The organism is Sphingopyxis sp. Q841 (genome assembly GCF_052384365.1).
Taxonomy (GTDB): Bacteria; Pseudomonadota; Alphaproteobacteria; order Sphingomonadales; family Sphingomonadaceae; genus Sphingopyxis; species Sphingopyxis terrae_A.
Genome location: NZ_JBQSUM010000001.1, coordinates 1,976,542 through 2,001,246, shown reverse-complemented (window position 1 = coordinate 2,001,246; position 24,705 = coordinate 1,976,542). Strand labels below are relative to the sequence as shown.

The window sequence follows — 24,705 nt, the reverse complement described above, 5'->3', positions numbered from 1 at the left end:
TTCCATGACCCGCGCCCGCGTCCTCCTTCTGACCGCCGCCCTCGGCCCGCTCGACTATCGCGTCCCGCACGGCAGCGACGCGCCGCTCGGCAGCGTCGTCGTCGCGCCGCTCGGCCCGCGGCGGCTGGGCGGCGTGGTGTGGGAGGATGAAAGCTTCGGCGCCCCCGAACCCGTCGGCGACAACCGCCTGCGCAATCTGTTCGAGGTCGTGCCGGTGCCGCCGATCCGCGCCCCGCTGCGCCGCCTCGTCGAATGGACGAGCGACTATTATCTCGCACCCCCGGGATCGGTGCTGCGCATGGTTCTGCCCGGCGCCGCCTTTGCCGACGCGCGGCGCCCCATCGTCGAATATCGCGCCACGGGAGAGCTGCCGGCACGGATGACGCCGCAGCGCACCGTGGCGCTCGAAAAGATCGGCGCGCGCCAAGGCATTGTGCGCGAACTCGCGGCGCTGGGCGAAGTCAGCGAGGCGGTGATCCGCGGCCTCGTCCAGACGGGCGCGCTCGAGGCCGTGAGCGTGTCGGCCGATCAGCCCTACCCGGAGCCCAACCCCGGCTTCGCGCCGCCCGACCTCTCGGACGAGCAAGCGGCCGCCGCCGGGCAATTGCGCGACGCCGTCGCCGCCCGCGGGTTCGAGACGCTGCTGCTCGACGGCGTCACGGGATCGGGCAAGACCGAAGTGTATATGGAGGCGATTGCCGCCGCCATCGAAGCGGGCAGGCAGGCGCTGGTCCTGCTCCCAGAAATCGCGCTTACCGAACCGATGCTGACGCGCTTCGCGGCGCGCTTCGGCTGCGAGCCGGTGGCATGGCACAGCGGGCTGCGGTCGGTCGAGCGGCGGCGCGCCTGGCACGCGATCGCAAGCGGCGAGGCGAAGATCGTCGTCGGCGCGCGCTCGGCGCTGTTCCTGCCCTATGCCGATCTGGGCGTGATCGTCGTCGACGAGGCGCATGAAACCAGCTTCAAGCAGGAGGATGGCGTCCATTATCACGCGCGCGACGTCGCGGTGATGCGCGGCCATTTCGAGGGGCTGCCGGTGATCCTTGCGAGCGCGACTCCGGCGCTCGAAAGCCTCGCGCAGGTCGAGGCAGGGCGTTACCGCCATATCGTGCTGCCCGCCCGATATGGCGGCGCGACACTACCCGACCTGGCAGCAATCGACATGCGGCAGGATCCGCCAGATCGCGGCCGCTGGCTCGCCCCGCCGCTCGTTGAGGCACTCGCCGACCGGTTGCAAAAGGGCGAGCAGAGCCTGCTTTTCCTCAACCGCCGCGGCTTCGCGCCGCTGACGCTGTGCCGTACCTGCGGCCACCGCATCCAATGCCCTAACTGCACCGCGTGGATGGTCGAGCACCGGCTAGTCCATCGCCTCGCCTGCCACCATTGCGGCCATGTGATGCCGCCGCCGCGCCTATGCCCCGAATGCGAGGACGAGGACAGCCTCGTCGCCTGCGGCCCCGGCGTCGAGCGCGTCGCCGACGAGGTGAGCTTACGTTTTCCCGAGGCGCGCACCGCGATTGTCACCAGCGACACCTTATGGTCGCCCGCGAAGGCGGCCGAGTTTGTCGAGGCGGTCGAGGGCGGACTCGTCGACATCATCATCGGCACCCAGCTCGTGACCAAGGGCTATCATTTCCCCAATCTTACGCTCGTCGGGGTGGTCGACGCCGACCTCGGCCTCGACGGCGGCGATCTGCGCGCCGCGGAGCGGACCTTCCAGCAGATCGCACAGGTTGCGGGACGCGCGGGGCGCGGGGTGAAGCCCGGCGAGGTGCTGATCCAGACACGCGTGCCCGACGCGCCGGTGATGGCGGCGCTGGTCGCCAACGACCGCGAAGGCTTTTATGCCGCCGAAACGGCGGCGAGAAAGTTCGCCGGGGCGCCGCCCTATGGCCGCTTCGCCGCGCTCGTCATTTCGTCCGAGGATATCGAAGTCGCGCGCGGCGTCGCGCAGCGGCTGGGCGAAAAGGCGCCTGTCGCCGATGGTCTCGCTATCTATGGCCCCGCGCCCGCGCCGCTTGCGATGCTGCGCGGCCGCCACCGCTTCCGCCTCCTCCTCCACGCGCCGCGCAGTTTCGACCTGCAGGGCGCGATCCGCGACTGGATCGGTCGGATAGATTGGCCGGCAAAGGTGCGCCTCGCGATCGACGTCGATCCCTATAGTTTCGTTTAAGGCGAATCGGCATTTACAGGGCCGACATTGGGGCTAGACCTTTGTCATGTCCCGCTTGACCCTGCGCCTTGCGCTCGCCCTCGCCACCGGCCTCGTTGCCGTCAGCGCCACGCCGCTTCTTGCCGAGCCAATCGCGGTTCCGGTCGTCACGCCAAAGGATCTCGGCGATGAGGGCAGCGGGCGCCTGATCGTCTTCGCTCAAAAGGTCGAACCCGGCGCAAAGCCCCAGGACGCGGTCGACACGTCGCCGTTCGAGCCGACCGGCACCGCGATCGCGGCGATCGAAGTGAGCAGCCTCAAGCCGGGCCGGACCGCAATCGTCGGCACCGACGTCGATGCCTTTCCGGCCGCCTGGTCGACACTGGCGCCGGGCACCTATCGCATCCAGGCGGTGTTCGACCGCAACCATGATTATAATTATGGCGGGCGCGGCGCCGGCGATCTGGTTTCGCCCGTCGTCGAAGCCCGTCTGCCAGGGCCGGTGCCGACCTTGTCCCTCGATCGCGAGATCGCGGGCCAGGATTTTGCAGCCTGGCTTGCCGCGCTATCGCCCGAGGCGCGGGCGGGTATCGAACCCGGGCTGACGTCGGTCGAGCCGCTGTCCGTCCACAGCGCCGCCCTGTCGCGCTTCTGGGGTCGCGACACAGCGATCGAGGGATGGGTCGCCTTGCCGCCGGGCTATGCCAAGGGCGGCGACACCTACCCCACCGTCTATTCGGACGGCGGCTTCGGCAGCACGAGCGACAGCGCGCACGCAAGCGCTGCGCGCACAGCGGCGATGATGGCGAAGGGCGACCTTCCTCCGATGATCTGGGTCTTCCTCGACCATCATATCGCGACCGGAACGCACGAATTTGCCGATTCGGCCAACAACGGCCCGTGGGGAACGGCACTGACGACCGAGGCGATCCCCGCGCTGGAAATGAAATATCGCATGGACGCCCGTCCGTCGGGCCGCTTCCTGACCGGGCACAGTTCGGGCGGCTGGTCGACGTTGTGGTTGCAGGTCGCCTATCCGAAGCTGTTCGGCGGAAGCTGGCCGACCGCGCCCGACCCGAGCGATTTTCACGATTTCACGAATATCGACCTCTATGCGCCTGCCGCCAACGCCTATGCAGGCAGCGACGGAAACGACCGGCCGCTCGTTCGCGAGGACGGCAAGGTCGTCGCGACCTTTCGCCAGTTCGCCCAACTCGAGGCGGTACTCGGTCCCTATGGCGGCCAGCTTGCAAGCTTCGACTGGGTCTTTTCGCCCAAATGCCCCGATGGACGTCCCTGCCCGATGTTCAATCGCGTGACCGGCAAGATCTATCCCGCCGTCGTCACCTATTGGCGCGATCATTATGACATAGCGCATATCATCGCGCGTGACTGGGCACGGCTCAAACCCGATCTCGACGGCAAGATCCATCTTACCGTCGGCACCGCGGACACTTTTTATCTCAACCAGTCAGCCGAGCGGCTGAAGGCCGTCCTCGACGGCCTCGGCGCAAAGGCGAGCTTCCGCTTCGTTCCCGGCCGCACCCACTTCGATCTCTACAAGGAAGGCGACGATCGCTGGGCGCTCACCAAGACGATGGCAAAGGAAATGTACGCCGTGGCGCGGCCCGCAACGGCCACTCAATAATCGGGTTCGCCGCCGCCCAGCACCTGCTGCGCCTGACCGGTCAGCCACGCCATCGCCGCCGCCCACGGCTGATGCCCATGACTGATCCGCGCGACGCCGAGCGCCGCCAGTTCGGCATGGGTCGGCCCCGCCTTGGCGCGCAGGATATTGACCGGTAGCGGCGACGCCGCGCAAATCGCGCCAATGCAGCGCGCATCGCCGAGGAAGGGGACGAACAGCGAGCCTGCGCCGGCATCGGCATAGGCGCGGGCGCGCTCGAGCACGGCGGCGACGAGCCGGTCGCCCTCCTTCGCCGCATCGGCGCCGCGAAAGACATCGCAGCGGGCGTTGACGAAAATTCCGGTATCGGCCGCGGCACGGTAGCGCGCCTGCGCCTCCGCGATCGGCAACAGATCGTTCCGGCCGGGCATCCGGTCCTCCATATTGATCCCCGCCGCTCCCGCCGCCCTTGCCCGCGCGACCGAGGCGCCAACGCTGGCGGGATCGGCGCCATAGCCCGATTCCATGTCGATCGTGACCGGCAAGTCGGTGACCGACAGGATGCGCGCGAGATTCTCGAACACATCGGCGAGCGGAAAATCCTCGCCATCGGCGCGGCCCTGCGCGCCGGCGACGCCATAGCTTCCGGTCGCGATCGCCTTGACCCCCGCGGCGGCGACCGCCTTCGCGCTGCCGGCATCCCAGATATTGACCAGAATCAGCGGGTCACCGGGAATGTGAAGCGCACGGAAGGTCGCGATTTTGTCGGTCATTTAATTTCCCTTTTCAGAAGTTCGCGCTTGATCGGCAGGCCATAGGCATAGCCGCCGAGCGAGCCGTCGCTGCGCACGACGCGGTGGCACGGGATGAGGACCGCGACGTTGTTCGCACCATTGGCGCTGCCCGCGGCGCGCACCGCCTTGGGCTTGCCGACCGCGGCCGCGATGTCGGCGTAGCTGCGCGTCTCGCCCGCCGGTATCTTGCGCAGTTCGCGCCAGACCGCTTCCTGAAAGGCGGTGCCCTTCACATCGAGCGGAATATGGTCAAAACCGGCCGCCGGCGCCTCTACCGCATCGACCACCTGCTGCAGCAGCGCGGTGAAATCGGCGCCGCCCTCGACCAGTTCGGCGGCCGGGAAGCGCGCCTCAAGCGCATCGCGCCCTTCCGCAAAGCTGAGGCGGCACACGCCCTTTGCGGTCGCCGCGACGAGCATGTCGCCAAGGCTCGTCGATACCACCGCCCAGTGAATCGTCGCGCCCTTGCCGCCATTCACCCATGCCGAAGCGGTCATTCCCATGCGTCCCTCCATCGTGTCGTAAAAGCGCGACGGCCCCGAAAAGCCCGCGTCATAGATGGCGTCGGTCACGCGCCCCGCCTCGCTCAACGCCGCCCGGGCGCGCTCCTCGCGCAGCGCCCTTGCATAGGCAGCTGGCGAAAGGCCGGTGTGACGGGTGAAGACGCGCTGAAAATGGGTCGCCGAATAGCCGGTACGCGCCGCAAGATCGGCGAGCGCGAGCGGCTCCTCGCTGTCCTTGATCGCGGCGATGGCGGCGATCACGGCGCCTTCGTCGCGCGCGACATCGTCTGGCAGGCAACGCTTGCACGGGCGCAGTCCGGCGGCGCGTGCTGCGGCTCCGTCGGCGAAGAAGCGGACATTCGCGCGCGCCGGATGCCGCGCCGCGCAGCTCGGCCTGCAATAGATGCCCGTCGTCAGCACACCGGTGACGAAGCGTCCGTCGAGCGCACGGTCGCGGCGCTGCACCGCCGCCCAGCGATCGGCATCGGTCATGCTGTCGGCGCTCATGGCTCGGCTCCCTCGCTCGCATCCCGCTCGATCCGCGCGGCAAAGCATCCGTACGCGGCATTATGGGCGTCGATATAGGCGATGCCGGCGTCCGCGAACAGGTCGCGGATTGCGGCATCGGCTTCGCCCGGCCCTGCGACCCGCGCGGTTCGCAGCATGCCGTCGGCACCAAAGGCACGCATCGCGAGCGGGCGCCCCTCGAACACGGGCGGCGTCCGGTCGCGCCACATCGTGCGCGCCGCGCCGCGCCGGACATAAATGGCATAGGCGCTGCGATAGGGCGTGGCGACGTCGTGGCTGAGGTGATGCAGCAGTACTAGTTCCTCGCCCGCCCTTGCGTCCTCCAGGCTGACCCGGCAGGGAAAGCCGCGGTCGGCGGTGGCAATGACGCGGCGGGCGTTCCGCGCGCTCAGCGCCTCATCGTCGAGCGCGAAAAGCGGGGCGAAGGGCGCGGGGTCCAGCCCCTGAATTCGATAGCGCATTCGATCAGTCATATGCGGCTCCTTTGTCTGCTCGCCGATTTGTCATGCCAGGCGCGGCGATGCGTCCCGATGCTTGCGCTCAAAGCCGGACGATGCGCTCGCCTCTGATTTTTTCCACCAAACCAACAGTTTCGATGCCCGGCATCGACGGATGACATCGGAGACTATCGAATGACGACCATCGACGTATCGCAGACCGGCGGAAAGCGGGCGGCGCCGCGCGACTGGCTCCGGCTTTCCGCTACCCTCTGCTTCCTGTCGATCGCGGCGGGCCAGTTGCTCTTCACCGCCTTCATCCTGCTTTTCTACTACTCGCCCTCCTTGTCGGGTGACTTCGCCGCTTGGAATGCCAAGCCGCTGATCAAGGGCTTCGTGCCCGGCGATGTGGGCGGCAATCTCTTCTTTGCGGCACATGTGCTGATGGCGGCGGCCATCACCTTCGGCGGGCTGGTGCAGTTGGTGCCCGCGATCCGGGGACGCTGGCCCGCCATCCACCGCTGGAACGGCCGGCTCTATCTGCTCAGCGCGCTGGTGCTCGCGCTCGGCGGGCTCTGGCTGACCTGGGTGCGCGGCACTTGGCTGCACTGGGCGGGCGCGGTGGGAATCAGCCTCGATGCGCTGCTCATTCTTCTCTTCGGCGCGCTTGCATGGCGGGATGCCCGGGCGCGCCGGTTTGCGGCGCACCGGCGCTGGACGCTACGCCTGTTCGCGGTGGCGAGCGCAGTCTGGTTCATGCGCGTCGGCTATATGACCTGGGGCATCGCGGCCGGCGGCGCGGGGATCGGCACGGCGATGGACGGCCCGTTCGACATCTTCCTGGCTTTCGCCAACTCGCTGCTGCCGCTCGGCGTGACCGAACTCTATTTGCGCACCGGCGCGCGGGGCAGGCCCGCGGTGCGATCCGCCGTGACCGTAGTGCTGGCGACGAGCGCGATCGCCATTCTGGTCGGCAGCGCCGGGGCATGGCTGATCATGTGGCGCCCCTACCTCTAACTTGCCTTCGCGCGCGCAGCGACTAGGTTCGCGGCCATGACCCGTCTTCTCGCATTCTTCCTCGCCCCCCTGCTTGCCCTCGTCGCCTTCGCGGTTCCGGCCCGCGCTGCCGACGATATCAGCGCGGTTTCGCGCAGCGTCGTCCGCGTCGTCACCGTAGCGATGGTCGATGGCGAAGTCGTCGGCTTCGGGCATGGCAGCGGCATCGCCATTTCGCCGACCCGCATCCTCACCAACGCCCATGTCGTCGAATCGGCGGCCAAATATCCGAACAATGTCGCGCTCGGCGTCGTCCCCTCCGAAGGGAAGAAAAGCTATGCCGGCAAGCTGATCGCGATCGATACCAAGCGCGACCTGGCGCTCATCGAAATGACCGAGGGGCACGTGCCCGCCGCGGTCATCTATTCGGGGCCGTTCGAGGCGGGGGCAGAGGTCGTCGCGCTCGGCTATCCGGGCAATGTCGACCTTGCGACCGCGCAGAGCGCGACCGATTATATCACCCCGCGCAGCCCGGTGCGAAGCGAGGGCAATCTGTCGAACACCCAAGCGATCGAGGGCATCGCCACCTATGTCCACACGGCGAAGATCGCGCGCGGCAATTCGGGCGGACCGCTCGTCGACAGTTGCGGGCGCATCGTCGGCATCAACACCTTCATCACCCGCGCCGACGACGGCGATTCGCCCTTCGCCTTCGCGATCGCGGGCCGCGAGGTGACGCGCTTCCTTGGCGACGCCGGACAGAGTTTCGCGAGCGTCGGAACGCCGTGCCTGACGATGGCCGAGGCCGACGCCCGCGACCGCGCCGCGCTGGAAGCCGATGCCCGCGCGCTGGCGCAGGCCAATGCCGCGCGCGACGAAGCGGCGAAGCTCGACCATGACCTCAAGGCCGCGCGCGCCGAGGAAGCGGCGATGACCGCGCGTGAGAACCGCATGGCGCTCGCCGGGGTGCTGTTCGTGATCGGCGCGCTCGGCGCCGGGGCGGCGCTGATCTTCTACAATCAGAAGAATATGCGCCGCGCCAAGATCGCGGGGAGCGCCGGGGCCGCGCTGATGCTGTTCGCGGCGCTGCTCTTTGCGACGCGGCCCGATGCGCATGCGGCGCTCGACGCGGTCGAAGGCGATACGGCCGATACGGCGAAGCCCGAAGGGGCCAAGCTTGCCGAAGGCAATTATCTCTGCACGATCCGCCCTGACCGCAGCCGCATTACCGTGTCGTCGACCACCGACGTGCCGGTCGCGATCGCCGCGAACGGCTGCGTCAACGACCGCACCCAATATGCGATGGGCGCCGATGGCCGTTGGCAGCGTATCCTGGTGCCCAATGAGGAGGCGACCGTGACCGTCGCGTCGATCGATCCGGCGGCGAAGGATTATCGCGTCGACCGCTATCTGCTCGATGCCGACACCATGAAGCTGGCGCGCGAGGCGCGGGCGGGGATCACGCTCAAGGCCTGCACCACCGACCCCGACGCGCTTGCCGGGCTCGCGACGCAGCAGGATGCAATTCGCGCCGTACTGCCCGCCAGCCCGAACGAGCGGCTCGTCTACCAGTGCCAGAAGGCGGCGGCAGGGGCGGGAGCAAAGCCAGCGCCCTGATGCTGCGCGGGGTCGTGGCAGCGTCTGCTATCCCCCGCACGCCTTGAACAGCATGAGTGTGCGGTCCCTCGCGAGGTCGGCGCTCGGTTCGTGATAATCCTTGCGGCGGTCGCTGTTGAAGCCGTGGCCCGCCTCATAGACGAAGATTCGCGCGGTCGGATGATCGCGCGCGATCAACGTCTCGACGCCGTCCATCGGAATGCCGCCGTCGAAGCGGCCGAAATGGGCGATGGCGGCGCACCCCGGCGCCTCATCCTTGAACATTGTCGGGACGAGGCTACCGTAATAGGAGGAAGCGGCGGCCAGATCGGGGCTGATCTGCGCCATTCGCCACGCGACCGACCCGCCGTAGCAATAGCCGGTGATGAAGACCGGCCCCTTCGCCTTCAGGGCATCGATACAGGTCTGCGCGTCCTTCAGACTCTGTTCGAACGGATGGAGTTCGCGCGCCAGCTGCACCGCGCGCTCGAACTGCCGCCCCGAATAGTCGCTTTCGAATCCCGGATGCTCGCGGTCGAACAGCGCGGGCGACAGCACCTCATAGCCGTCGGCCGCATATTCGTCGCACAGCTCGCGAATATGATCGGTGACCCCGAAGATTTCCTGGATCAGGACGAGCCCGCCGCGGCGTTCGCCGACTGGCTGGGCGTGATAGACCGCGATTTCCGCGCCGTCGTCCATTGTCATACGGATCATTTCGCCCATCGGCCTTGCCCTCTTCCGTGCTTGCCGCGCCAGTCGTGGCGCGATCCGACTTTCGCGCCTGTTTGGAGAAAGTCGGCCGCTTCGACAAGCGCGACGCAAAGGGGGGCGGAAGGTGAAGCGGATTCCTCCCACCGCCACCTTGCATTGCAACAGAATCGTTGCTAGGCGCGCCGCGACTTCGCGCGGGGGTGGTTCGTCGAATTTCCCCGAAAACAGCGCGACCAAATCCCCCACGGGATCGTAGAGAAGGACTTTCGCGCGTGGAGAATTCCGGCGGCATTCAGGGCAACATCACGGCGGGCCTCGCGGGCCGCTATGCCAGCGCGCTGTTCGATCTGGCGAGCGAATCGAAGGCAATCGACGGCGTTCAGGCGAGCCTTGCAACGCTGCAGACCGCGCTGACCGATTCGGCCGATCTGGCGACCCTGATTTCGAGCCCCGTCGTTACCCGCGGCGATGCCGAAAAGGCAATCGAGGCGGTGGCCAAGGCGTTGAAGCTCGATTCGCTGACCGCCAAATTCCTGGGCGTGCTCGCCGAAAATCGCCGCCTTGCCGATCTGCCCGCGATGATCGACGCCTATCATGCGATCGTCGCGGCGCACCGCGGTGAAGTGACCGCCAAGGTCACCAGCGCCCACCCGCTGAGCGCCGAGCAATTGAAGGCGCTCGCCGCCAACCTCAAGACCCGTGTCGGCCGCGACGTGAAGATCGCGACCACCGTCGACCCCGCCATTCTCGGCGGCCTCGTCGTCCAGCTGGGCAGCCAGCTGATCGACGGCAGCATCCGTACCCGTCTCAACAGTTTCGCCCAGGCGATGAAGGGCTGAAAAGCCCGACGCCAAATTGCCCGATGAAAGGCTGAATAATGGAAATCCGCGCCGCTGAAATCAGCAAGGTCATCAAGGACCAGATCGCCAATTTCGGGACCGACGCCACGGTCAGCGAAATCGGTTCGGTGCTCTCCGTCGGTGACGGCATCGCCCGCGTCTATGGCCTCGACAATGTCCAGGCCGGCGAAATGGTCGAATTCGCCAATGGCGTGAAGGGCATGGCGCTCAACCTCGAAGCCGACAACGTCGGCATCGTGATCTTCGGCTCGGACAGCGAGATCAAGGAAGGCGACACCGTCAAGCGCACCGGCACGATCGTCGACGTCCCCGTCGGCAAGGGTCTGCTCGGCCGCGTCGTCGATGGCCTCGGCAACCCGATCGATGGCAAGGGCCCGATCAAGGCCGACAAGCGCATGCGCGTCGAAGTCAAGGCGCCGGGCATCATCCCGCGCACCTCGGTTCACGAACCGGTCCAGACCGGCCTCAAGGCGCTCGACGCGCTCGTTCCCGTCGGCCGCGGCCAGCGCGAACTGATCATCGGTGACCGTCAGACCGGCAAGACCGCCGTCGCGATCGACACCTTCATCAACCAGAAGGACGTCAACAAGGGCGACGACGAATCGAAGAAGCTCTACTGCATCTACGTCGCCGTCGGTCAGAAGCGTTCGACCGTCGCGCAGATCGTTCGCCAGCTCGAAGAAAATGGCGCGATGGAATATTCGATCGTCGTCGCCGCGACTGCGTCGGAACCCGCGCCGCTCCAGTATCTCGCCCCCTATGCCGGCGTGACGATGGGCGAGTTCTTCCGCGACAACGGCATGCACGCCGTGATCGTCTATGACGATCTGTCGAAGCAGGCCGTCGCCTACCGCCAGATGTCGCTGCTGCTCCGCCGCCCGCCGGGCCGCGAAGCCTATCCGGGCGACGTTTTCTATCTGCACAGCCGCCTGCTCGAGCGCGCTGCGAAGATGAACAGCGACAATGGTTCGGGCTCGCTCACCGCGCTGCCGATCATCGAAACGCAGGCGGGTGACGTTTCGGCGTACATCCCGACCAACGTGATTTCGATCACCGACGGCCAGATCTTCCTTGAAACCAACCTGTTCAACGCGGGTATCCGTCCGGCGATCAACGTCGGCCTGTCGGTGAGCCGCGTCGGCTCGGCCGCGCAGACCAAGGCGATGAAGAAGGTGTCGGGCTCGATCAAGCTCGAGCTTGCACAGTATCGCGAAATGGAAGCCTTCGCGCAGTTCGGTTCGGACCTCGACGCCTCGACGCAAAAGCTGCTCAACCGCGGCGCGCGCCTGACGCAGCTCTTGAAGCAGCCGCAGTTCCAGCCGATGCCGTTCGAAGAGCAGACCGCATCGATCTTTGCCGGCACCAACGGTTATCTCGACGCTGTCGCGACGACCGACGTGTCGCGCTACGAAGCGGCGATGCTCGCCTATCTGCGCAGCGACCATGCCGATGTGCTGAAGGCGATCCGCGACACCAAGGATCTTGGCGACGACACCAAGAAGAGCCTGGTCGCGGCGCTCGACGCCTTCGCCAAGATTTTCGCGTAAGCCAAGTTACCGTGAGCCCGGCCTCCTGCGCCGGGCTGACGAACAAGAGGGGCCGTAATGGCATCGCTTAAGGAACTCAAAGGGCGGATCGTCTCGGTCAAATCGACCCAGAAGATCACCAAGGCCAAGAAGATGGTTGCCGCCGCCAAGCTGCGCAAGGCGCAGGCCGCGGCCGAAGCTGCGCGGCCCTATGCCGAGCGGCTCGAAGGCGTCGTCGCCAGCCTCGCCTCCAAGGTCGGCGCGTCGGATTCGGCGCCCAAGCTGCTGTCGGGTACCGGCAAGAGCGACACCCACCTGCTGGTCGTGCTCAACAGCGACCGCGGCCTTGCCGGCGCGTTCAACTCGAACATCGTCAAGGCGGCACGCGACAAGGCTCTGGCGCTGCAGGCCGAAGGCAAGACGGTTCGCTTCTTCCTCGTCGGCCGCAAGGGCCGGCCGGTGATCGCCCGCCTCTTTCCCGGCCAGATCATCGAGAATTACGAAACGACCGGCATCCGCGATATCGGCTTCGATCAGGCGAACGAGATTTCAGCGAAGGTGATGGAGCTTTACGAAGCCGGCGCCTTCGACGTCGCGCACCTCTTCTATTCGAAGTTCCGCTCGGCACTGCTTCAGATCGCAACCGGCCAGCAGATGATCCCGGTTCCGCCGCCCGCTGACGTTCCGGCGTCGAGCGGCGCTGCGGTCGAATATGAACCGGGCGAGGAAGAAATCCTTGCTGACCTCTTGCCGCGCAACGTCACCATCCAGATCTTCAAGGGCCTCCTTGAAAACGCCGCGTCCGAACAGGGCGCGTCGATGACTGCGATGGACAATGCGACGCGCAATGCGGGCGAGCTGATCAACAAGCTGACCATCGTTTACAACCGCACGCGTCAGGCGGCGATCACCACCGAACTTATCGAGATTATCGCGGGCGCCGAAGCGCTCTAACCGATCAACCCAAGGAAGAAGACCATGGCTACCGCTCCCGCTGAAAAGAAGGCTCCCGCCAAGAAGGCCGCCGCGCCCAAGGCTGCTGCGCCGAAGAAGGCCGCAGCGCCGAAGGCTGCTGCGACCGGCACCGCGACCGGCCGCGTTGCACAGGTCATCGGCGCCGTCGTCGACGTCCAGTTCACCGGCCCGCTGCCCGCCATTCTGAACGCGCTCGAAACCGACAACAATGGCAACCGCCTCGTCCTCGAAGTTGCGCAGCACCTTGGCGAGAACACCGTCCGCACGATCGCGATGGATGCGACCGACGGCCTGACCCGCGGCCAGCCCGTCACCGACACCGGTGCGCAGATTTCGGTTCCCGTCGGCCCGCAGACGCTCGGCCGCATCCTCAACGTCATCGGTGACCCGATCGACGAGCGCGGCCCGGTGAACAGCGACATGACCGCACCGATCCATGCCAAGGCTCCCGAATTCGTCGACCAGTCAACCGAAGCGGCGATCCTGGTCACCGGCATCAAGGTCATCGACCTGATCGCGCCCTACGCTAAGGGCGGCAAGATCGGCCTGTTCGGCGGCGCCGGCGTCGGCAAAACCGTTCTCATTCAGGAACTGATCAACAACATCGCCAAGGGCCACGGCGGCGTGTCGGTGTTCGCGGGCGTCGGTGAACGCACCCGCGAAGGCAACGACCTCTATCACGAATTCCTCGACGCCGGCGTTATCGCCAAGGACGCCGACGGCAACCCGACCCCCGAGGGGTCGAAGGTGGCGCTGGTGTTCGGCCAGATGAACGAACCCCCGGGTGCGCGTGCTCGCGTCGCGCTCTCGGGCCTGACCATGGCCGAATATTTCCGCGACCAGGAAGGCCAGGACGTTCTGTTCTTCGTCGACAACATCTTCCGCTTCACTCAGGCGGGTTCGGAAGTGTCGGCGCTGCTCGGCCGTATTCCTTCCGCCGTGGGTTACCAGCCGACCCTGTCGACCGACATGGGCGCGCTTCAGGAACGCATCACCTCGACCACCAAGGGCTCGATCACGTCGGTGCAGGCCATTTACGTCCCCGCGGACGACTTGACCGACCCGGCTCCCGCCACCTCCTTCGCTCACTTGGACGCGACCACGACGCTGAGCCGCGCGATTTCGGAACTCGGCATCTATCCCGCGGTCGACCCGCTCGATTCGACCAGCCGCGTGCTGACCGCCGCGACGGTCGGCCAGGAGCATTACGAAACCGCCCGCCGCGTTCAGGAAACGCTGCAGAAGTACAAGTCGCTGCAGGACATCATCGCGATCCTGGGCATGGACGAGCTTTCGGAAGAAGATAAGCTGGTCGTCGCCCGCGCGCGCAAGATCCAGCGCTTCCTGTCGCAGCCGTTCCACGTCGCCGAAGTCTTCACCGGCATCCCCGGCAAGTTCGTGCCGATCGAGGAAACGGTGAAGTCGTTCAAGGCCGTCGTCGACGGCGAATATGACCATCTGCCCGAAGCAGCCTTCTATATGGTCGGCGGCATCGACGAAGCGGTCGCCAAGGCCGCGAAGCTCGCCGAAGACGCGGCCTGAAGATAATGGCCCCTCCCTTTCGGGGGAGGGGTTGTAGGAATAGAGATATGGCTCTGAAGTTCGAACTCGTTACCCCCGCCCGCCTCGAGCGGTCGAGCGACGTCTATATGGTCACCGTGCCGGGCAGCGAAGGCGATTTCTCGGTGCTCGAAGGCCATGCGCCCTTCATGGCGACGCTGCGCAACGGCCCGCTGACCATCTATGCGACGAACGGCGCCCAGCCCGAAACGATCGAGGTCGAAGGCGGCTTTGCCGAAGTGAACGAAGCCGGCCTCACCGTCCTCGCCGAACATATCGCCGGCTGACGCCGCGCGTCGCTTGCCGGATCGAAAAGGGGCCTTGCGGCCCCTTTTTTTGTCGGCGGTGCCGGGGCGGGTCGCCTAATCGCGCTGCGCCGCGAGGCGATCGAGCGCCGCAGGGTCGCGGATGGTAATGCGGTTGTAATCGATGGCGATCAGCCCCGCCTCCTCGAACCCGCGCAACAGCTTGTTCACGCTCTGGCGCGTGACGCCGAGCATCGCGCCCAATTGCTCCTGCGGCAATCGCAAACCCAAGTCGGTCCCCTGTTCGCCCGCGATGCCGTGGATGCGCGCGAGGTCAGCGAGCGTCCACGCCATGCGCTGGTCGAGCGATCCGAGCTGCTGGTCGTTGAGCAGCCGCAGGCTGTCACCCTGCCGCGCGCACATGAGCAGCGCGATGTCACGCCACAGGATCGGATCGGTATCGAGGATCGCGCGCAGCCCGGCCACCGGCAGATGCACCAGCGTCGTATCCTTATGCGCGCGGTAGGCGAAACGGATCGGCGGATTGTCGAGCAGACGAACGAGCGCGAGCACTTCGAACGGTCCCGACAGGCTGAGCACGAACTTGCGTCCGGCGGCGCTGCCCCGGCTGACCTCGACCCCGCCTGCCGCGATCACGAAAATGTCGCGTTGTTCGGGATCGCGCGCGAAGATTTCGGCGCCGCGCGGATAGTCGGCGGTGCGCGCGATGCGGGCGAGGTCGGCAAGCCGCGCCTCCGGCCAGGCAGCGAAGAGCGGACAGCGGCGCAGCACGGCCAGCCGGTCGCCGTGCGTCGGCGCTGTGTCTTCCCCCACGCTTTCCCGCGACCGCGACGCCATCACCCGTCCTCCCGGCGCCCATAGTAGGATGCGGCGGCAATTTTCCCAACGAGATTGTCGGCCCGATGACAGACTGCGCCCGCCTGCCCCGCTACGGCGCCAATGCAAAGGTGGAAAGAGGAGTGAGGTCCTATGAAATATCTGTTGGCGCTGCTGGCGATGCTCGCGGGCACGCTGTCGGGCCCGGCCGTGCAGGCGGCCCCCGCGAGCGAGGAGGAGGCCTATGAGATCGGCCTCGACGCCTATACCTATGGCTATCCGATGGTGCTGATGGACACGACCCGGCTCGTATCGACCAATGCCGGTGCGCCCGGACGGCTGCGCGCGCCGATGAACGATTTCTCGCATATGCGAACCTATCCCGACGCGACCTTCAAGGATGTCGTGCGCCCCAACGCCGACACGCTTTATTCCTCGCTATGGTATGACGTCGGCAAGGACCCGCTCGTCCTGACGCTGCCGAAGACCGCCGGCCGCTATCATGTGGTGCCGATCATGGACATGTGGACCGAGGTGTTCGCGACGCTGGGCACGCGCACCACGGGCAACGACGGTGGTACCGTCGCGCTGGTCGGTCCGCATTGGCAGGGCAGGCTGCCCCAGGGGATGCGGATGGTGCGCAGCCCGACCGACATGGGGTGGATCATCGGGCGCATCCAGACCAACGGCCCCGCCGATTACGACCATGTCCACAGCCTGCAGGCAGGCTATGATGCTGCGCCGCTGTCGCAATGGGGCAAACCGCGCGCCGTCACAATGCCGAAGGTCGACAGCAGCGTCGACATGAAGACCCCGCCGGTGATCCAGGTCGCACAGATGACGCCCGCCGCCTTTTTCGCGCGCTTCGCTGAGGTGATGAAGCGCAATCCGCCGCACGCCACCGATTACGCGATCCTGCTGCGCATGGAGCGCGTGGGTCTGGTTCCGGGACAGGATTTCGACCTCGCAAAGGCCGATCCGGCGGTCCAGCGCGGCCTGACGCGCGCCGCGGCCGACGCCTATCAGCGGATGCTCGATCGCCGTAAACGGCTGGCGCTGACGCGCAACAATTGGGTCGCGCTGGGCAATGCGCTGGGCGTTTATGGCAATGACTATCTGCAACGCGCCTTCGTTGCCTATGCCGGGCTGGGTGCGCTGCCGCCCGAGGAAGCCATCTACCCGATGGCGCCGCTCGACAGCGAGGGCAAGCCGCTGACCGGTGCCGCACGCTATGTGCTGCATTTCGACAAGGACCAGCTTCCGCCCGCCGACGCCTTCTGGTCGCTGACCATGTATGGCGAAGATCAGTTCTTCGTCGACAATCCGATCGGCCGCTATGCGATCGGCGATCGCGACAAGCTGGCGTTCAATGCCGACGGATCGCTCGACCTCTATATCCAGAAGGACGACCCCGGCGCCGACAAACAGGCCAACTGGCTGCCCGCCCCCGCCGGGTCCTTTTCGATGAACCTGCGCCTCTACCTGCCCGAGCGCGCGGCGCGCGAAGGCCGCTGGACGCCGCCCGCAATCAAGCGGCTGCCCTGAAGCGGATTGAGGTAAGGCGAAGCGGGCCTGCCGCGCCGACGGCTATTTGTCGACGACGAGGCAGGCCTGTCCGCTCTTCTGGAGCGTAGCGCAAAAGCCCTGGGCATCGGCGCGGGTGGCAAAGCCAGTGGCGTGAAGCCGCGTGACCGACCCCGCCTTGACATAGGCGGGGGTCTGGGCCGCGACGGCGGGATATTTGCGCGCCAGCGTCGCCCACAATTTCTTCGCATTGCCATCAACCGCAAAGGCGCCGAGCTGTGCGCGCCAGGGGCCGGAGGTTGCGACGCGCACCGGCGCGGGCTTGGCCGCGGCATCAGGCGTCGCCGCCGGCTCGACGCGGATACGCTTGGGCGCCGAAGCCGCGGCCGGGGTTGCCGGCAGCGGGCCCGCCAGCGGCGGCGCAGCATAGCTGGTCCCTGGCTTGGCGGCGGCCGTCGCGGCGACGGCATCGGCTCTCGCTTCGCTCGCGGCGGTGGCGGCGTCGCGCGCCTTGGCGGGCTTCGCGGCGGAGGGCTGCGGTTCGATCAGCGGCGGCGGCGTATAGCTCGCGCCCGGTTGGGAGGCCGGCAGGCTGGCCGTGCGGATCGTCGGCGCGGGCGCTGCGTCGGGCGCCGGGGCGCCCGCACTGACCGCCGCGAGACGCGCACGCGCTTCGTCCTTTTCCATCTGCGGCAGCATGGCGAGCCCGCGCTGACGCTGGTCGAGCGGCACGAGCTGGTCGAGCTGGACCAGCCGCGCCGAGGCGACAGTCAGCCCGGCATCGCTGGCGCGTTTCGTCAGCGCATAGCTGCGCGGCCAGTCCTTGGCGATGAGGTCGCCGTTGAACAGCGCGGTGCCGAGTACATATTGCGCGCGCGGCTCGCCGCGTTCGGCCGAGCGGATGATATAGGGCATCGCCTCCTTCTGCCGCCCGGCGGTGAAGATGACGAGGCCAAGATTATCCTCAGCCTGGAGATGGCCCTGTTTTGCGGCGCGGCGATACCAGCTTTCGGCCTGCACCAGATCGACCGCCACACCGCGCCCGAGCTTGTACGCCTGGCCCAGATTGAACTGCGCATCGGCATCGCCGGCGAGCGCCAGCGGCCGCCATTCGGCCACCGCCTTCGCAAAATCGCCGGCCTGCCACGCGTCGACGCCATCCTTGACGTCCGCGTGAGCGGGCAGCGCGAAAGCGAGGGCCGAAGCGATCGGGAGCGCGAGGCGCAGCGCGGTGCGAAATGAACGCATCTTATTCTCCAATGACTTGCGCCGCACCGGGCGGGCGGCCGTCGCGGCAGCCGGTCCTAACCCCAAATGGCTAACAGCCCCTTAGCATAGAGGCCGGGCGCAGCGAAGTTGCCCCGCTTCGGCACATGTCGTTACTGACGCCTTGTTAACCAGATTTCTGCGCAATTCGTTCACCTTCTTTTTATCATCGTTAACCCAATTTTAGCTCCCTGCATGGCATTCCCCCGCCAATTCGTTGATTTTTTCAGGGGGACAGCAGTGCGCGTTCTGGCATTGGCTTCACAAAAGGGCGGGTCGGGCAAGACGACCCTGTCGGGGCATCTGGCGGTGCAGGCCCAGCTTGCAGGCGCCGGTCCGGTCGTCCTGATCGACATCGATCCGCAGGGTTCGCTTGCCGACTGGTGGAATGAACGCGAGACCGATCTGCCGGCCTTTGCGCAGACGACCGTCGCGCGGCTGGCGTCCGACCTCGAGATATTGCGCCAGCAGGGCTTCAAGCTCGCGGTCATCGACACACCGCCCGCGATCACCATGGCGATCCAGAGCGTGATTTCGGTCGCCGAGCTGATCGTCGTCCCGACGCGTCCGAGCCCGCACGACCTGCGCGCCGTCGGCGCCACCGTCGACCTGTGCGAACGAGCGGGCAAGCCGCTGGTGTTCGTCGTCAACGCGGCAACCCCGAAAGCCAAGATCACAAGCGAAGCGGCGGTTGCGCTGTCGCAGCACGGCACCGTCGCGCCGGTAACGCTGCACCATCGCACCGATTATGCGGCTTCGATGATCGATGGCCGCACGGTGATGGAGGTCGATCCGAACAGCCGTTCGGCCGACGAGATCCGCCAGCTTTGGACCTATATAAACGACCGGCTGGAAAAGAATTTCCGCCGCACCGTCTTCTCCGCCCCGATGCCGGCACAGCCCGGCTACGGCACCGTCCGCCCGATGGGCGGCGGTTTCGGCCGCCGCATGGCCGGCCAGTGAACGGGGGAGTAGAAAAAATGGGCGAACCCAAACCCCTCGCATCGCTGAGCGCCGGACTGCTGGCCCGCAAGGGCGCTGCACGGCCTGCCATGCGCCGCCAGCCACTCGGCAGCGGCCCCGCCGCGACCTTCGGCCAGCAGGGCTATGACGATCTGGGCTGGAACGACATGGGCTATGATGTCGATCCGCAGCAGTCGACGGAACCGGCACGTATGGTCGATCTGAAGCCGCTGCTCGCCGGATCGGTGCTCGATCACAATGCCGCTGCCGAACATGCGGTCGACGCCAGCACCGGCCACGAGCTGATCGCCGAAGAAACGGCCGACCTGACGCCCGCCGACATGGCGCCGCTCGATCCGACGCCGGTCGATCTGACTGGCGCGCCGGCGGCCGACTTTGCTCCCGAAGCAGTCGAAGTTCCCGAAATCGTTCGCCAGCAGGAATCGCTGATCGAGCGCGTCGCGGCCGTCGCCCGCAAGGTCGAGGCGCGGCCCGAGCCCAAGGCGAAGAAGGACAAGGCGCCGCGAACGCAGCGCGCTCGCGAAAAAGCGGCGTTCACGCTCCGCCTCGATGCCGAACGCCATTTGCGCCTGCGCCTTGCGAGTGCGGTGACCAACCGGTCGGCGCAGACGATCCTGACCGAACTGCTCGACGATTATCTGTCGGCCTTGCCCGAAATCGACGCGATGGCGAGCCGCCTGCCCGCCGCGCGCCCGCTGCGCAAGTCGGCCTGATCCGGACCAGAAAAAGGGGGACCTGACATGAACCGCAACATGCTGATGAAGCTGGCCGTTTCGGGCTTTGTCCTGGGCGTTACCACGACCGGGTGCGCCGCACCGGGCAAGGTCGCCGCGGGGCCGAACGACGCCGCGGGCAAGCCCGAGGTTGCCGCCGCGTCGGCCGAGAAGGCGCGCGCCGCCCTTGAGGATGGCAAGGTCAGCAAGGCGGTCGGTCTTGCCGAAGCCGCGGTCGCGGCGAGCCCACGCGACGGCCATTACCGCGCGCTGCTCGGTCAGGCCTATCTGAACGACGGACGCTTCGCCTCGGCGACCGACGCCCTGTCGGAAGCGATGGAGCTGGGCGTCAAGGACAGCAACACGGTGCTCGCAATGACGCTGGCGCATATCGCGCAGGGCAAGACATCGCAGGCGGTGTCGCTGCTCAAGGAAAATTTCGATACCGTTCCGGCCCCCGACCTCGGCCTCGCGCTCGCGCTGGCCGGAGACACCGAATCGGCAATCTATATCCTGACCGAAGCCGCGCGCGCCGAAGGTGCGACCGCGCGCACGCGGCAGAATTTGGCGCTGGCGCTTGCCCTGTCGGGCCGCTGGGCGCAGGCGCGCATCGTCGCGTCGCAGGATCTGTCGCTCGCGAAGGTGGAAACGCGCATGGCCGAATGGTCGAAACTGGCCGAACAACCCAATTCGCAGCTTCGCGTCGCGAGCCTGATCGGCACGACGCCGCAACAGGATGCCGGTATGCCGGTGCGCCTTGCGCTCAGCAACTTCGCCGGTACGCAGATGGCCGCCGCCGATACCGCGCCGGCCGCCGACGCCCCGGTTCTGGCGAGCGCCGATCCCGCGCCGGTCGGTCAGTTTGCGCCGCCGCCGCCGCTGCTCGCCAGTGCCGACAGCGCGATCCGCACGGTCGAACTGCCGATGCCGCAGCGCGACGCCAATGGCGTCGTGCCGGTCACCGATCTGCCGCAGCCCAAGGCCGCGCCCGTCATCATGGCCGACGCCAAGCCCTATCGCGCCGCGCCGCGCGTCGCGGGCGATTTTGTTCGCAAGCCGTCGCCCGAAGCGAAGGAACTGGCCGCGAAGGTCATGCCGCGCGTCGCCGCCTTCGATGCCGCCAGGCCGCAGGGCTGGGCCGTCCAGCTCGGCGCCTATGACAGCCTGGGCATCGCCAAGGAAAAGTGGGGCGTGTTGAAAAAGCGCAACGGCGTGCTGGCCGCTTATCCGGCTTCGAGCCATTCAGCGGTCGTCGATGGCCGCACCTTCTTCCGCTTGACCGTCAACGGTCTCGGCTCGCGCGCCGACGCCGTGAAGCTGTGCCGCAGCCTCAAGGCCCAGGGCCAGAGCTGCTTCGTCCGCGAAATGGGCGGCAGCGAGGCGATCCAGTGGGCATCGGCGGGCAAGCCGGTGCGCATGGCCGCGCGCTGAACAAAGTTATCCCCTTCCACCAGAGGAAGGGGTTGAGGGGGGAAAGGGGCGTAGCCGGGGGGCCGCGCCCCTTTCGCGTCTGCAGGCGCTCTCCCTGGCGCGCCAGCGCCTATTCGCCGAGCGCCGACAGGCGGTAAGAAGGTCCGATCGGAACTTGTTTTGTTCTCATCGCCGTGCCCCCTTGGCGACGATCCCTGTCGCCGACAGGCAGCGATGCGATCAACAACGGGCGATCGCCCGCTTTGCGCCACGCGCTTTTACGGCTAGGGCGAGCGGATGAACGGACTTTTCCCTGTCATGGTCGGCGGTGCGATCGGCGCGGGTGCGCGGCACCTGGTCGGCCAGATCCTGCTCGCGCGGCTTGGCCCCGGCTTTCCCTGGTGGACCTTGTCGGTCAATATCGCCGGCAGCCTGATGATGGGGCTGCTGATCGGCTGGCTCGCGCGTAGCGGCGGCAGCGATCAGGCCCGACTGTTCCTGGGCGTCGGGGTGCTGGGCGGCTTCACCACCTTCTCGTCGTTCAGCATGGAGTTTTGGACGCTGTTCGAACGGGGCCAGATGGCGCAGGCGGCGGCCTATGTCGGCGCGTCGGTCATCATCGGTATTGCGGCGTGCGGCGTCGGAATGGCCATGATGCGGCAGCTTCCCGCATGAGCGGCGACAGCGCCATTGTCGCCGAGGAGGATGACGGCATCCGCCTCGACCGCTGGTTCAAAAGGCACCGGCCGGGCACGCCCCACGCGCTGATCGCGCGCTGGGCCCGGTCGGGTGAACTGACCATCGACGGGCGCAAGGCCGATGTCTCGGACCGGATCGAGGCTGGGCAGACAATCGCGATGCCGGTACCGCCCACGGCGCCAACCGGCCCCCGGCCGCGCAAGGAAAAGGCGCTGTCGCCCGCCGATATCGCGCTCGCCGAAGCGATGGTCATGCACCGCGACAAGAGCGCGCTGGTGCTCGACAAGCCGCCGGGCCTCGCGACGCAAGGCGGAACCAAGACCGACAGCCATGTCGACGGCCTGCTCGGCGCCCTGCAGGGCGATGCCGCCGTGCGTCCCAAGCTGGTCCACCGGCTCGACAAGGATACGTCGGGCGCGCTGCTCGTCGCGCGCACTCCGCGCGCCGCCGCCTGGTTCGCCAAGGCCTTTTCGAACCGCAGCGCTCGCAAGACCTATTGGGCGATCGTTGTCGGCGTCCCCGACATCGCGCAGGGCGAGATCGACCTGCCGCTCGCCAAGCAACCCGGATCGGGCGGCGAGAAGATGCACGTCGACGAGAAAGGCCTGCCGTCGAAATCGCGCTATCGCGTCATCGAACGCGCGGGGAACAGTGCGGCGTGGGTCGAACTGCAGCCGCTGACCGGCCGCACGCATCAATTGCGCGTCCATATGGCGGCGATCGGCCATCCGATCGTCGGCGACGGCAAATATGGCGGCAAGGGCGCGTTCCTGACCGGAACCATCAGCCGCAAACTGCACCTGCACAGCCGCCGGCTGCGCATCGACCATCCCGACGGCGGCGCGATCGACATCAGCGCGCCGCTGCCGCCGCATTTCGCCGAAAGTCTGGAGGCGCTGGGCTTCGACCCGCTGCTCGGCGACCTGCTGACCGAAGAGGCGCCGCGCGTATCGACCAAGACGGTGCAGAAGGCGAAGGCCAAGGCGCATGCGAAGCAGGTGCGCAAGGCACGACGCGGCGAACGGCGCGGCCGTGCCGAGGCGAAGGTCCAATCGAAACCGGGGACGGCGAAAGCAGCGAAGTCGAGACCGGGGACGGCGAAATCCGGCGCACCGAAGCCGGGCGGCAAACCGTCCGCAAAGCGCGGCCCGGCGAAGCCCGGCGCCGCCAAGACGGGCGCCCGTGGTCCGGCGCCGCGGAAGCCGCGCTGATGCACCCCAATCCGGCGTTCCGGCCCCGGCAGGACGATCTCGCCGCGCTGCTGGTGCGCGAGATCGGCTTTGCCGCCATTTTCGCGGCGACGCCCGACGGTCCGCGCGTCGCCCACGCGCCCGTCGTGCTCAGCGCCGACGCGACGACGCTGCAATTCCACCTCGCGCGCGGTAACGGGCTGACGAAGCATCTTGCCGGCGCGCCGGCGCTCGCGGTAGTGCAGGGCCCCGATGCCTATGTCAGCGCCAACTGGTACACCGACGCCGCAACCGCGGTGCCGACATGGAATTATGTCGCGGTCGAGATGGAAGGCGTGCCGCGCAAGCTCGGCGATGCCGAACTGGTCGCGCAGCTCGACACGCTGTCGACGCTGCACGAGGCACGCGTTGGCGAAAATCCGCCGTGGACGCGCGCCAAATTGGACGCCAGCCATTTCGCGCGGTTGACCAGCGCAATCACCGGCTTCGAGATGCGGATCAGCGCATGGCGGCCGACGGTGAAACTGTCGCAGAACAAGGATGCCGCCGAGCGCGAGCGCGTGGCAGCGGGAATCGAGCGGACGGGCCACGGCGCCCTGGCGCATTTGATGCGCCAGCTCGCAGGCGATAAGGCGGGGGCATGAGCAACGAACAGGACCGGCTGGCCAAGAAGCGCTTTTTCGCGCTGTCGGCGATGCGATTCGTCGGCGCGCTTTTCATCATGGCGGGCTTCGTGCTCATACGGGGCGGCTGGGCAATCGCCGGTCAGCCCACCGATCGCTGGATCGGTGTGATCGTTGTCCTGACCGGCGTGTTCGATTTCGCAATCATGCCGCGCATCCTGGCGCGCCGCTGGCGGACACCGCCCGCGCCATGAAACGCTTCTGGAAGAATGCCGCGACCGTCCCCCAGGACGGCGGCCGAGGCATCGCGCTCGACGGGCGCCCCGTGCGCACCCCCGCGCGCGCGCCGCTGGTGGTGCCGAGCGAGAGGCTCGCCGAAGCGATCGCCGCCGAATGGAATGCGCAGGGCAGCGACATCGACCCGGCGGCGATGCCGATGACCGGTATCGCCAACGCCGCGATCGATCTGGCGACGGGCGACCGCGCGGCCTTTGCCGAGACTATCGCCGCCTATGCCCAGACGGATCTACTGTGCTACCGCGACGACCGCGATGCCGCGCTGCAAGGCGAACAGGCTTCGGCGTGGAATCCGCTGCTCGCCTGGGCGGAGGCGCGGCACGGCATCGAATTCGCGCTGGCACAAGGCGTGCTGCCGATCGACCAGCCCGCCGCGACGGTCGCGGCGCTGCGCGAGGCGGTGCACGCGCTCGATCCCTTTCGCCTCGCGCCGCTGTCGCCTCTCGTCACCATCGGCGGGTCGCTCGTCGCCGGGCTCGCGCTCGTCGAGGACGCCTTCGCCGCCGACATGCTGTGGGAGGCGGTCAGCCTCGACGAACTGTATCAGGAACGCCGCTGGGGCGCCGACAGCGAAGCGCAAAAGGCGCGCGACCGCCGCGCCGCCGACTGGGGCAATGCGGCGCGGTTCTTGCGCTTACTCTGACGAATC

Annotated in this window: 24 protein-coding genes; 18 read left to right on the top strand and 6 right to left on the bottom strand. The window is 67.2% G+C overall.

Features of this window, described 5'->3' with window-relative positions:
• Positions 1-4 precede the first annotated feature (4 nt).
• Together ACT17R_RS09925 and ACT17R_RS09920 are read left to right on the top strand one after the other, a co-directional pair.
• On the top strand, positions 5-2,173 hold the full coding sequence (locus ACT17R_RS09925) for a primosomal protein N' (RefSeq protein ID WP_062901133.1): 2,169 nt from the start codon (positions 5-7) through the stop codon (positions 2,171-2,173).
• A 46-nt stretch (positions 2,174-2,219) separates the two neighbouring features.
• On the top strand, positions 2,220-3,800 hold the full coding sequence (locus ACT17R_RS09920) for an alpha/beta hydrolase (protein ID WP_444809352.1): 1,581 nt from the start codon (positions 2,220-2,222) through the stop codon (positions 3,798-3,800).
• On the opposite strand, the gene ACT17R_RS09915 is transcribed toward ACT17R_RS09920, so the two are convergent.
• From ACT17R_RS09915 to ACT17R_RS09905, 3 genes are read right to left on the bottom strand one after another with little or no spacing between them, the layout of a single operon-like run.
• Positions 3,794-4,552 (bottom strand): isocitrate lyase/PEP mutase family protein, encoded by a 759-nt coding sequence (locus ACT17R_RS09915; protein ID WP_062901135.1) that lies wholly within the window; start codon positions 4,550-4,552, stop codon positions 3,794-3,796. The genes ACT17R_RS09920 and ACT17R_RS09915 overlap by 7 nt on opposite strands.
• Positions 4,549-5,583, bottom strand: coding sequence for a bifunctional transcriptional activator/DNA repair enzyme AdaA (locus ACT17R_RS09910; RefSeq protein WP_082819837.1), 1,035 nt, complete (start codon positions 5,581-5,583; stop codon positions 4,549-4,551). The genes ACT17R_RS09915 and ACT17R_RS09910 overlap by 4 nt, the downstream gene beginning before the upstream one ends.
• On the bottom strand, positions 5,580-6,077 hold the full coding sequence (locus tag ACT17R_RS09905) for a DUF1203 domain-containing protein (protein ID WP_082819838.1): 498 nt from the start codon (positions 6,075-6,077) through the stop codon (positions 5,580-5,582). The genes ACT17R_RS09910 and ACT17R_RS09905 overlap by 4 nt, the downstream gene beginning before the upstream one ends.
• 159 nt (positions 6,078-6,236) lie before the next feature.
• On the opposite strand from ACT17R_RS09905, the gene ACT17R_RS09900 reads away from it, so the two are divergent.
• Positions 6,237-7,058 (top strand): DUF2306 domain-containing protein, encoded by an 822-nt coding sequence (locus tag ACT17R_RS09900; protein ID WP_444809351.1) that lies wholly within the window; start codon positions 6,237-6,239, stop codon positions 7,056-7,058.
• A 36-nt stretch (positions 7,059-7,094) separates the two neighbouring features.
• Positions 7,095-8,654 (top strand): S1C family serine protease, encoded by a 1,560-nt coding sequence (locus ACT17R_RS09895; RefSeq protein WP_444809350.1) that lies wholly within the window; start codon positions 7,095-7,097, stop codon positions 8,652-8,654.
• A 27-nt stretch (positions 8,655-8,681) separates the two neighbouring features.
• On the opposite strand, the gene ACT17R_RS09890 is transcribed toward ACT17R_RS09895, so the two are convergent.
• Complete coding sequence (locus tag ACT17R_RS09890) at positions 8,682-9,350, bottom strand: dienelactone hydrolase family protein (RefSeq protein ID WP_444809349.1); 669 nt, start codon at positions 9,348-9,350, stop codon at positions 8,682-8,684.
• Positions 9,351-9,619: 269 nt separating this feature from the next.
• Between ACT17R_RS09890 and ACT17R_RS09885 the strand changes: the two genes are divergently transcribed.
• From ACT17R_RS09885 to ACT17R_RS09865, 5 genes are read left to right on the top strand one after another with little or no spacing between them, the layout of a single operon-like run.
• Positions 9,620-10,186 carry a F0F1 ATP synthase subunit delta gene (locus ACT17R_RS09885; protein WP_058811089.1) on the top strand — a complete coding sequence of 189 codons (567 nt, stop codon included), beginning with the start codon at positions 9,620-9,622 and terminating at the stop codon, positions 10,184-10,186.
• A 38-nt stretch (positions 10,187-10,224) separates the two neighbouring features.
• A complete protein-coding gene (atpA, locus tag ACT17R_RS09880) occupies positions 10,225-11,754 on the top strand; it encodes a F0F1 ATP synthase subunit alpha (protein WP_003043389.1) in 1,530 nt (509 codons plus the stop codon).
• Positions 11,755-11,811: 57 nt separating this feature from the next.
• A complete protein-coding gene (locus tag ACT17R_RS09875; RefSeq protein WP_062901142.1) occupies positions 11,812-12,687 on the top strand; it encodes a F0F1 ATP synthase subunit gamma in 876 nt (291 codons plus the stop codon).
• Between the two features lie 24 nt (positions 12,688-12,711).
• Positions 12,712-14,250, top strand: a complete 1,539-nt coding sequence (gene atpD / locus ACT17R_RS09870; RefSeq protein WP_082819839.1) for a F0F1 ATP synthase subunit beta — start codon at positions 12,712-12,714, stop codon at positions 14,248-14,250.
• A gap of 47 nt (positions 14,251-14,297) precedes the next feature.
• The gene (locus ACT17R_RS09865) at positions 14,298-14,555 is read left to right on the top strand and encodes an ATP synthase F1 subunit epsilon (RefSeq protein ID WP_003043394.1); all 258 of its coding nucleotides are present in this window, start codon (positions 14,298-14,300) and stop codon (positions 14,553-14,555) included.
• A gap of 75 nt (positions 14,556-14,630) precedes the next feature.
• On the opposite strand, the gene ACT17R_RS09860 is transcribed toward ACT17R_RS09865, so the two are convergent.
• The gene (locus ACT17R_RS09860) at positions 14,631-15,371 is read right to left on the bottom strand and encodes a Crp/Fnr family transcriptional regulator (protein ID WP_263588161.1); all 741 of its coding nucleotides are present in this window, start codon (positions 15,369-15,371) and stop codon (positions 14,631-14,633) included.
• Positions 15,372-15,503: 132 nt separating this feature from the next.
• Here ACT17R_RS09860 and ACT17R_RS09855 point away from each other — a divergent pair, with 132 nt between their 5' ends.
• Positions 15,504-16,895 carry a DUF1254 domain-containing protein gene (locus ACT17R_RS09855; RefSeq protein ID WP_444809348.1) on the top strand — a complete coding sequence of 464 codons (1,392 nt, stop codon included), beginning with the start codon at positions 15,504-15,506 and terminating at the stop codon, positions 16,893-16,895.
• A gap of 42 nt (positions 16,896-16,937) precedes the next feature.
• Here the strand turns inward: ACT17R_RS09855 and ACT17R_RS09850 are convergent, their stop codons facing one another.
• On the bottom strand, positions 16,938-18,122 hold the full coding sequence (locus ACT17R_RS09850) for an SPOR domain-containing protein (RefSeq protein WP_444809347.1): 1,185 nt from the start codon (positions 18,120-18,122) through the stop codon (positions 16,938-16,940).
• Positions 18,123-18,380: 258 nt separating this feature from the next.
• Here ACT17R_RS09850 and ACT17R_RS09845 point away from each other — a divergent pair, with 258 nt between their 5' ends.
• The 8 genes from ACT17R_RS09845 to ACT17R_RS09810 all read left to right on the top strand — a co-directional run bounded on the left by ACT17R_RS09845 (position 18,381) and on the right by ACT17R_RS09810 (position 24,699).
• Positions 18,381-19,103, top strand: a complete 723-nt coding sequence (locus tag ACT17R_RS09845) for a ParA family protein (protein WP_003048766.1) — start codon at positions 18,381-18,383, stop codon at positions 19,101-19,103.
• Between the two features lie 17 nt (positions 19,104-19,120).
• Entirely contained in the window at positions 19,121-19,837 is a 717-nt protein-coding gene (locus ACT17R_RS09840; protein WP_062901146.1) for a hypothetical protein, read from the top strand.
• A gap of 27 nt (positions 19,838-19,864) precedes the next feature.
• Positions 19,865-21,268, top strand: a complete 1,404-nt coding sequence (locus ACT17R_RS09835) for an SPOR domain-containing protein (RefSeq protein ID WP_234179239.1) — start codon at positions 19,865-19,867, stop codon at positions 21,266-21,268.
• Positions 21,269-21,544: 276 nt separating this feature from the next.
• On the top strand, positions 21,545-21,922 hold the full coding sequence (gene crcB / locus ACT17R_RS09830; RefSeq protein WP_062901148.1) for a fluoride efflux transporter CrcB: 378 nt from the start codon (positions 21,545-21,547) through the stop codon (positions 21,920-21,922).
• Complete coding sequence (locus ACT17R_RS09825) at positions 21,919-23,157, top strand: RluA family pseudouridine synthase (RefSeq protein ID WP_234179240.1); 1,239 nt, start codon at positions 21,919-21,921, stop codon at positions 23,155-23,157. Before crcB ends, ACT17R_RS09825 begins: the two co-directional genes overlap by 4 nt.
• Complete coding sequence (locus tag ACT17R_RS09820; RefSeq protein ID WP_234179241.1) at positions 23,157-23,780, top strand: FMN-binding negative transcriptional regulator; 624 nt, start codon at positions 23,157-23,159, stop codon at positions 23,778-23,780. The genes ACT17R_RS09825 and ACT17R_RS09820 overlap by 1 nt, the downstream gene beginning before the upstream one ends.
• On the top strand, positions 23,777-24,013 hold the full coding sequence (locus ACT17R_RS09815; protein ID WP_234179242.1) for a hypothetical protein: 237 nt from the start codon (positions 23,777-23,779) through the stop codon (positions 24,011-24,013). Before ACT17R_RS09820 ends, ACT17R_RS09815 begins: the two co-directional genes overlap by 4 nt.
• A complete protein-coding gene (locus ACT17R_RS09810; protein WP_062901151.1) occupies positions 24,010-24,699 on the top strand; it encodes an ATP12 family chaperone protein in 690 nt (229 codons plus the stop codon). Before ACT17R_RS09815 ends, ACT17R_RS09810 begins: the two co-directional genes overlap by 4 nt.
• Positions 24,700-24,705: the final 6 nt, after the last annotated feature.

Bases quoted from the DNA above. Each gene is read 5' to 3' on its own strand.
- ACT17R_RS09820 (WP_234179241.1), top strand. From the start codon at position 23,157: ATGCACCCCAATCCGGCGTTCCGGCCCCGGCAGGACGATCTCGCCGCG.
- ACT17R_RS09840 (WP_062901146.1), top strand. From the start codon at position 19,121: ATGGGCGAACCCAAACCCCTCGCATCGCTGAGCGCCGGACTGCTGGCC.
- ACT17R_RS09825 (WP_234179240.1), top strand. From the start codon at position 21,919: ATGAGCGGCGACAGCGCCATTGTCGCCGAGGAGGATGACGGCATCCGC.
- ACT17R_RS09810 (WP_062901151.1), top strand. From the start codon at position 24,010: ATGAAACGCTTCTGGAAGAATGCCGCGACCGTCCCCCAGGACGGCGGC.
- ACT17R_RS09905 (WP_082819838.1), bottom strand. From the start codon at position 6,077: ATGACTGATCGAATGCGCTATCGAATTCAGGGGCTGGACCCCGCGCCC.
- atpD (WP_082819839.1), top strand. From the start codon at position 12,712: ATGGCTACCGCTCCCGCTGAAAAGAAGGCTCCCGCCAAGAAGGCCGCC.
- ACT17R_RS09915 (WP_062901135.1), bottom strand. From the start codon at position 4,552: ATGACCGACAAAATCGCGACCTTCCGTGCGCTTCACATTCCCGGTGAC.
- ACT17R_RS09910 (WP_082819837.1), bottom strand. From the start codon at position 5,583: ATGAGCGCCGACAGCATGACCGATGCCGATCGCTGGGCGGCGGTGCAG.
- ACT17R_RS09875 (WP_062901142.1), top strand. From the start codon at position 11,812: ATGGCATCGCTTAAGGAACTCAAAGGGCGGATCGTCTCGGTCAAATCG.
- ACT17R_RS09920 (WP_444809352.1), top strand. From the start codon at position 2,220: ATGTCCCGCTTGACCCTGCGCCTTGCGCTCGCCCTCGCCACCGGCCTC.
- ACT17R_RS09900 (WP_444809351.1), top strand. From the start codon at position 6,237: ATGACGACCATCGACGTATCGCAGACCGGCGGAAAGCGGGCGGCGCCG.
- ACT17R_RS09890 (WP_444809349.1), bottom strand. From the start codon at position 9,350: ATGATCCGTATGACAATGGACGACGGCGCGGAAATCGCGGTCTATCAC.
- crcB (WP_062901148.1), top strand. From the start codon at position 21,545: ATGAACGGACTTTTCCCTGTCATGGTCGGCGGTGCGATCGGCGCGGGT.
- ACT17R_RS09925 (WP_062901133.1), top strand. From the start codon at position 5: ATGACCCGCGCCCGCGTCCTCCTTCTGACCGCCGCCCTCGGCCCGCTC.
- ACT17R_RS09835 (WP_234179239.1), top strand. From the start codon at position 19,865: ATGAACCGCAACATGCTGATGAAGCTGGCCGTTTCGGGCTTTGTCCTG.
- ACT17R_RS09895 (WP_444809350.1), top strand. From the start codon at position 7,095: ATGACCCGTCTTCTCGCATTCTTCCTCGCCCCCCTGCTTGCCCTCGTC.
- ACT17R_RS09815 (WP_234179242.1), top strand. From the start codon at position 23,777: ATGAGCAACGAACAGGACCGGCTGGCCAAGAAGCGCTTTTTCGCGCTG.
- atpA (WP_003043389.1), top strand. From the start codon at position 10,225: ATGGAAATCCGCGCCGCTGAAATCAGCAAGGTCATCAAGGACCAGATC.
- ACT17R_RS09855 (WP_444809348.1), top strand. From the start codon at position 15,504: ATGAAATATCTGTTGGCGCTGCTGGCGATGCTCGCGGGCACGCTGTCG.
- ACT17R_RS09865 (WP_003043394.1), top strand. From the start codon at position 14,298: ATGGCTCTGAAGTTCGAACTCGTTACCCCCGCCCGCCTCGAGCGGTCG.
- ACT17R_RS09860 (WP_263588161.1), bottom strand. From the start codon at position 15,371: ATGGCGTCGCGGTCGCGGGAAAGCGTGGGGGAAGACACAGCGCCGACG.
- ACT17R_RS09850 (WP_444809347.1), bottom strand. From the start codon at position 18,122: ATGCGTTCATTTCGCACCGCGCTGCGCCTCGCGCTCCCGATCGCTTCG.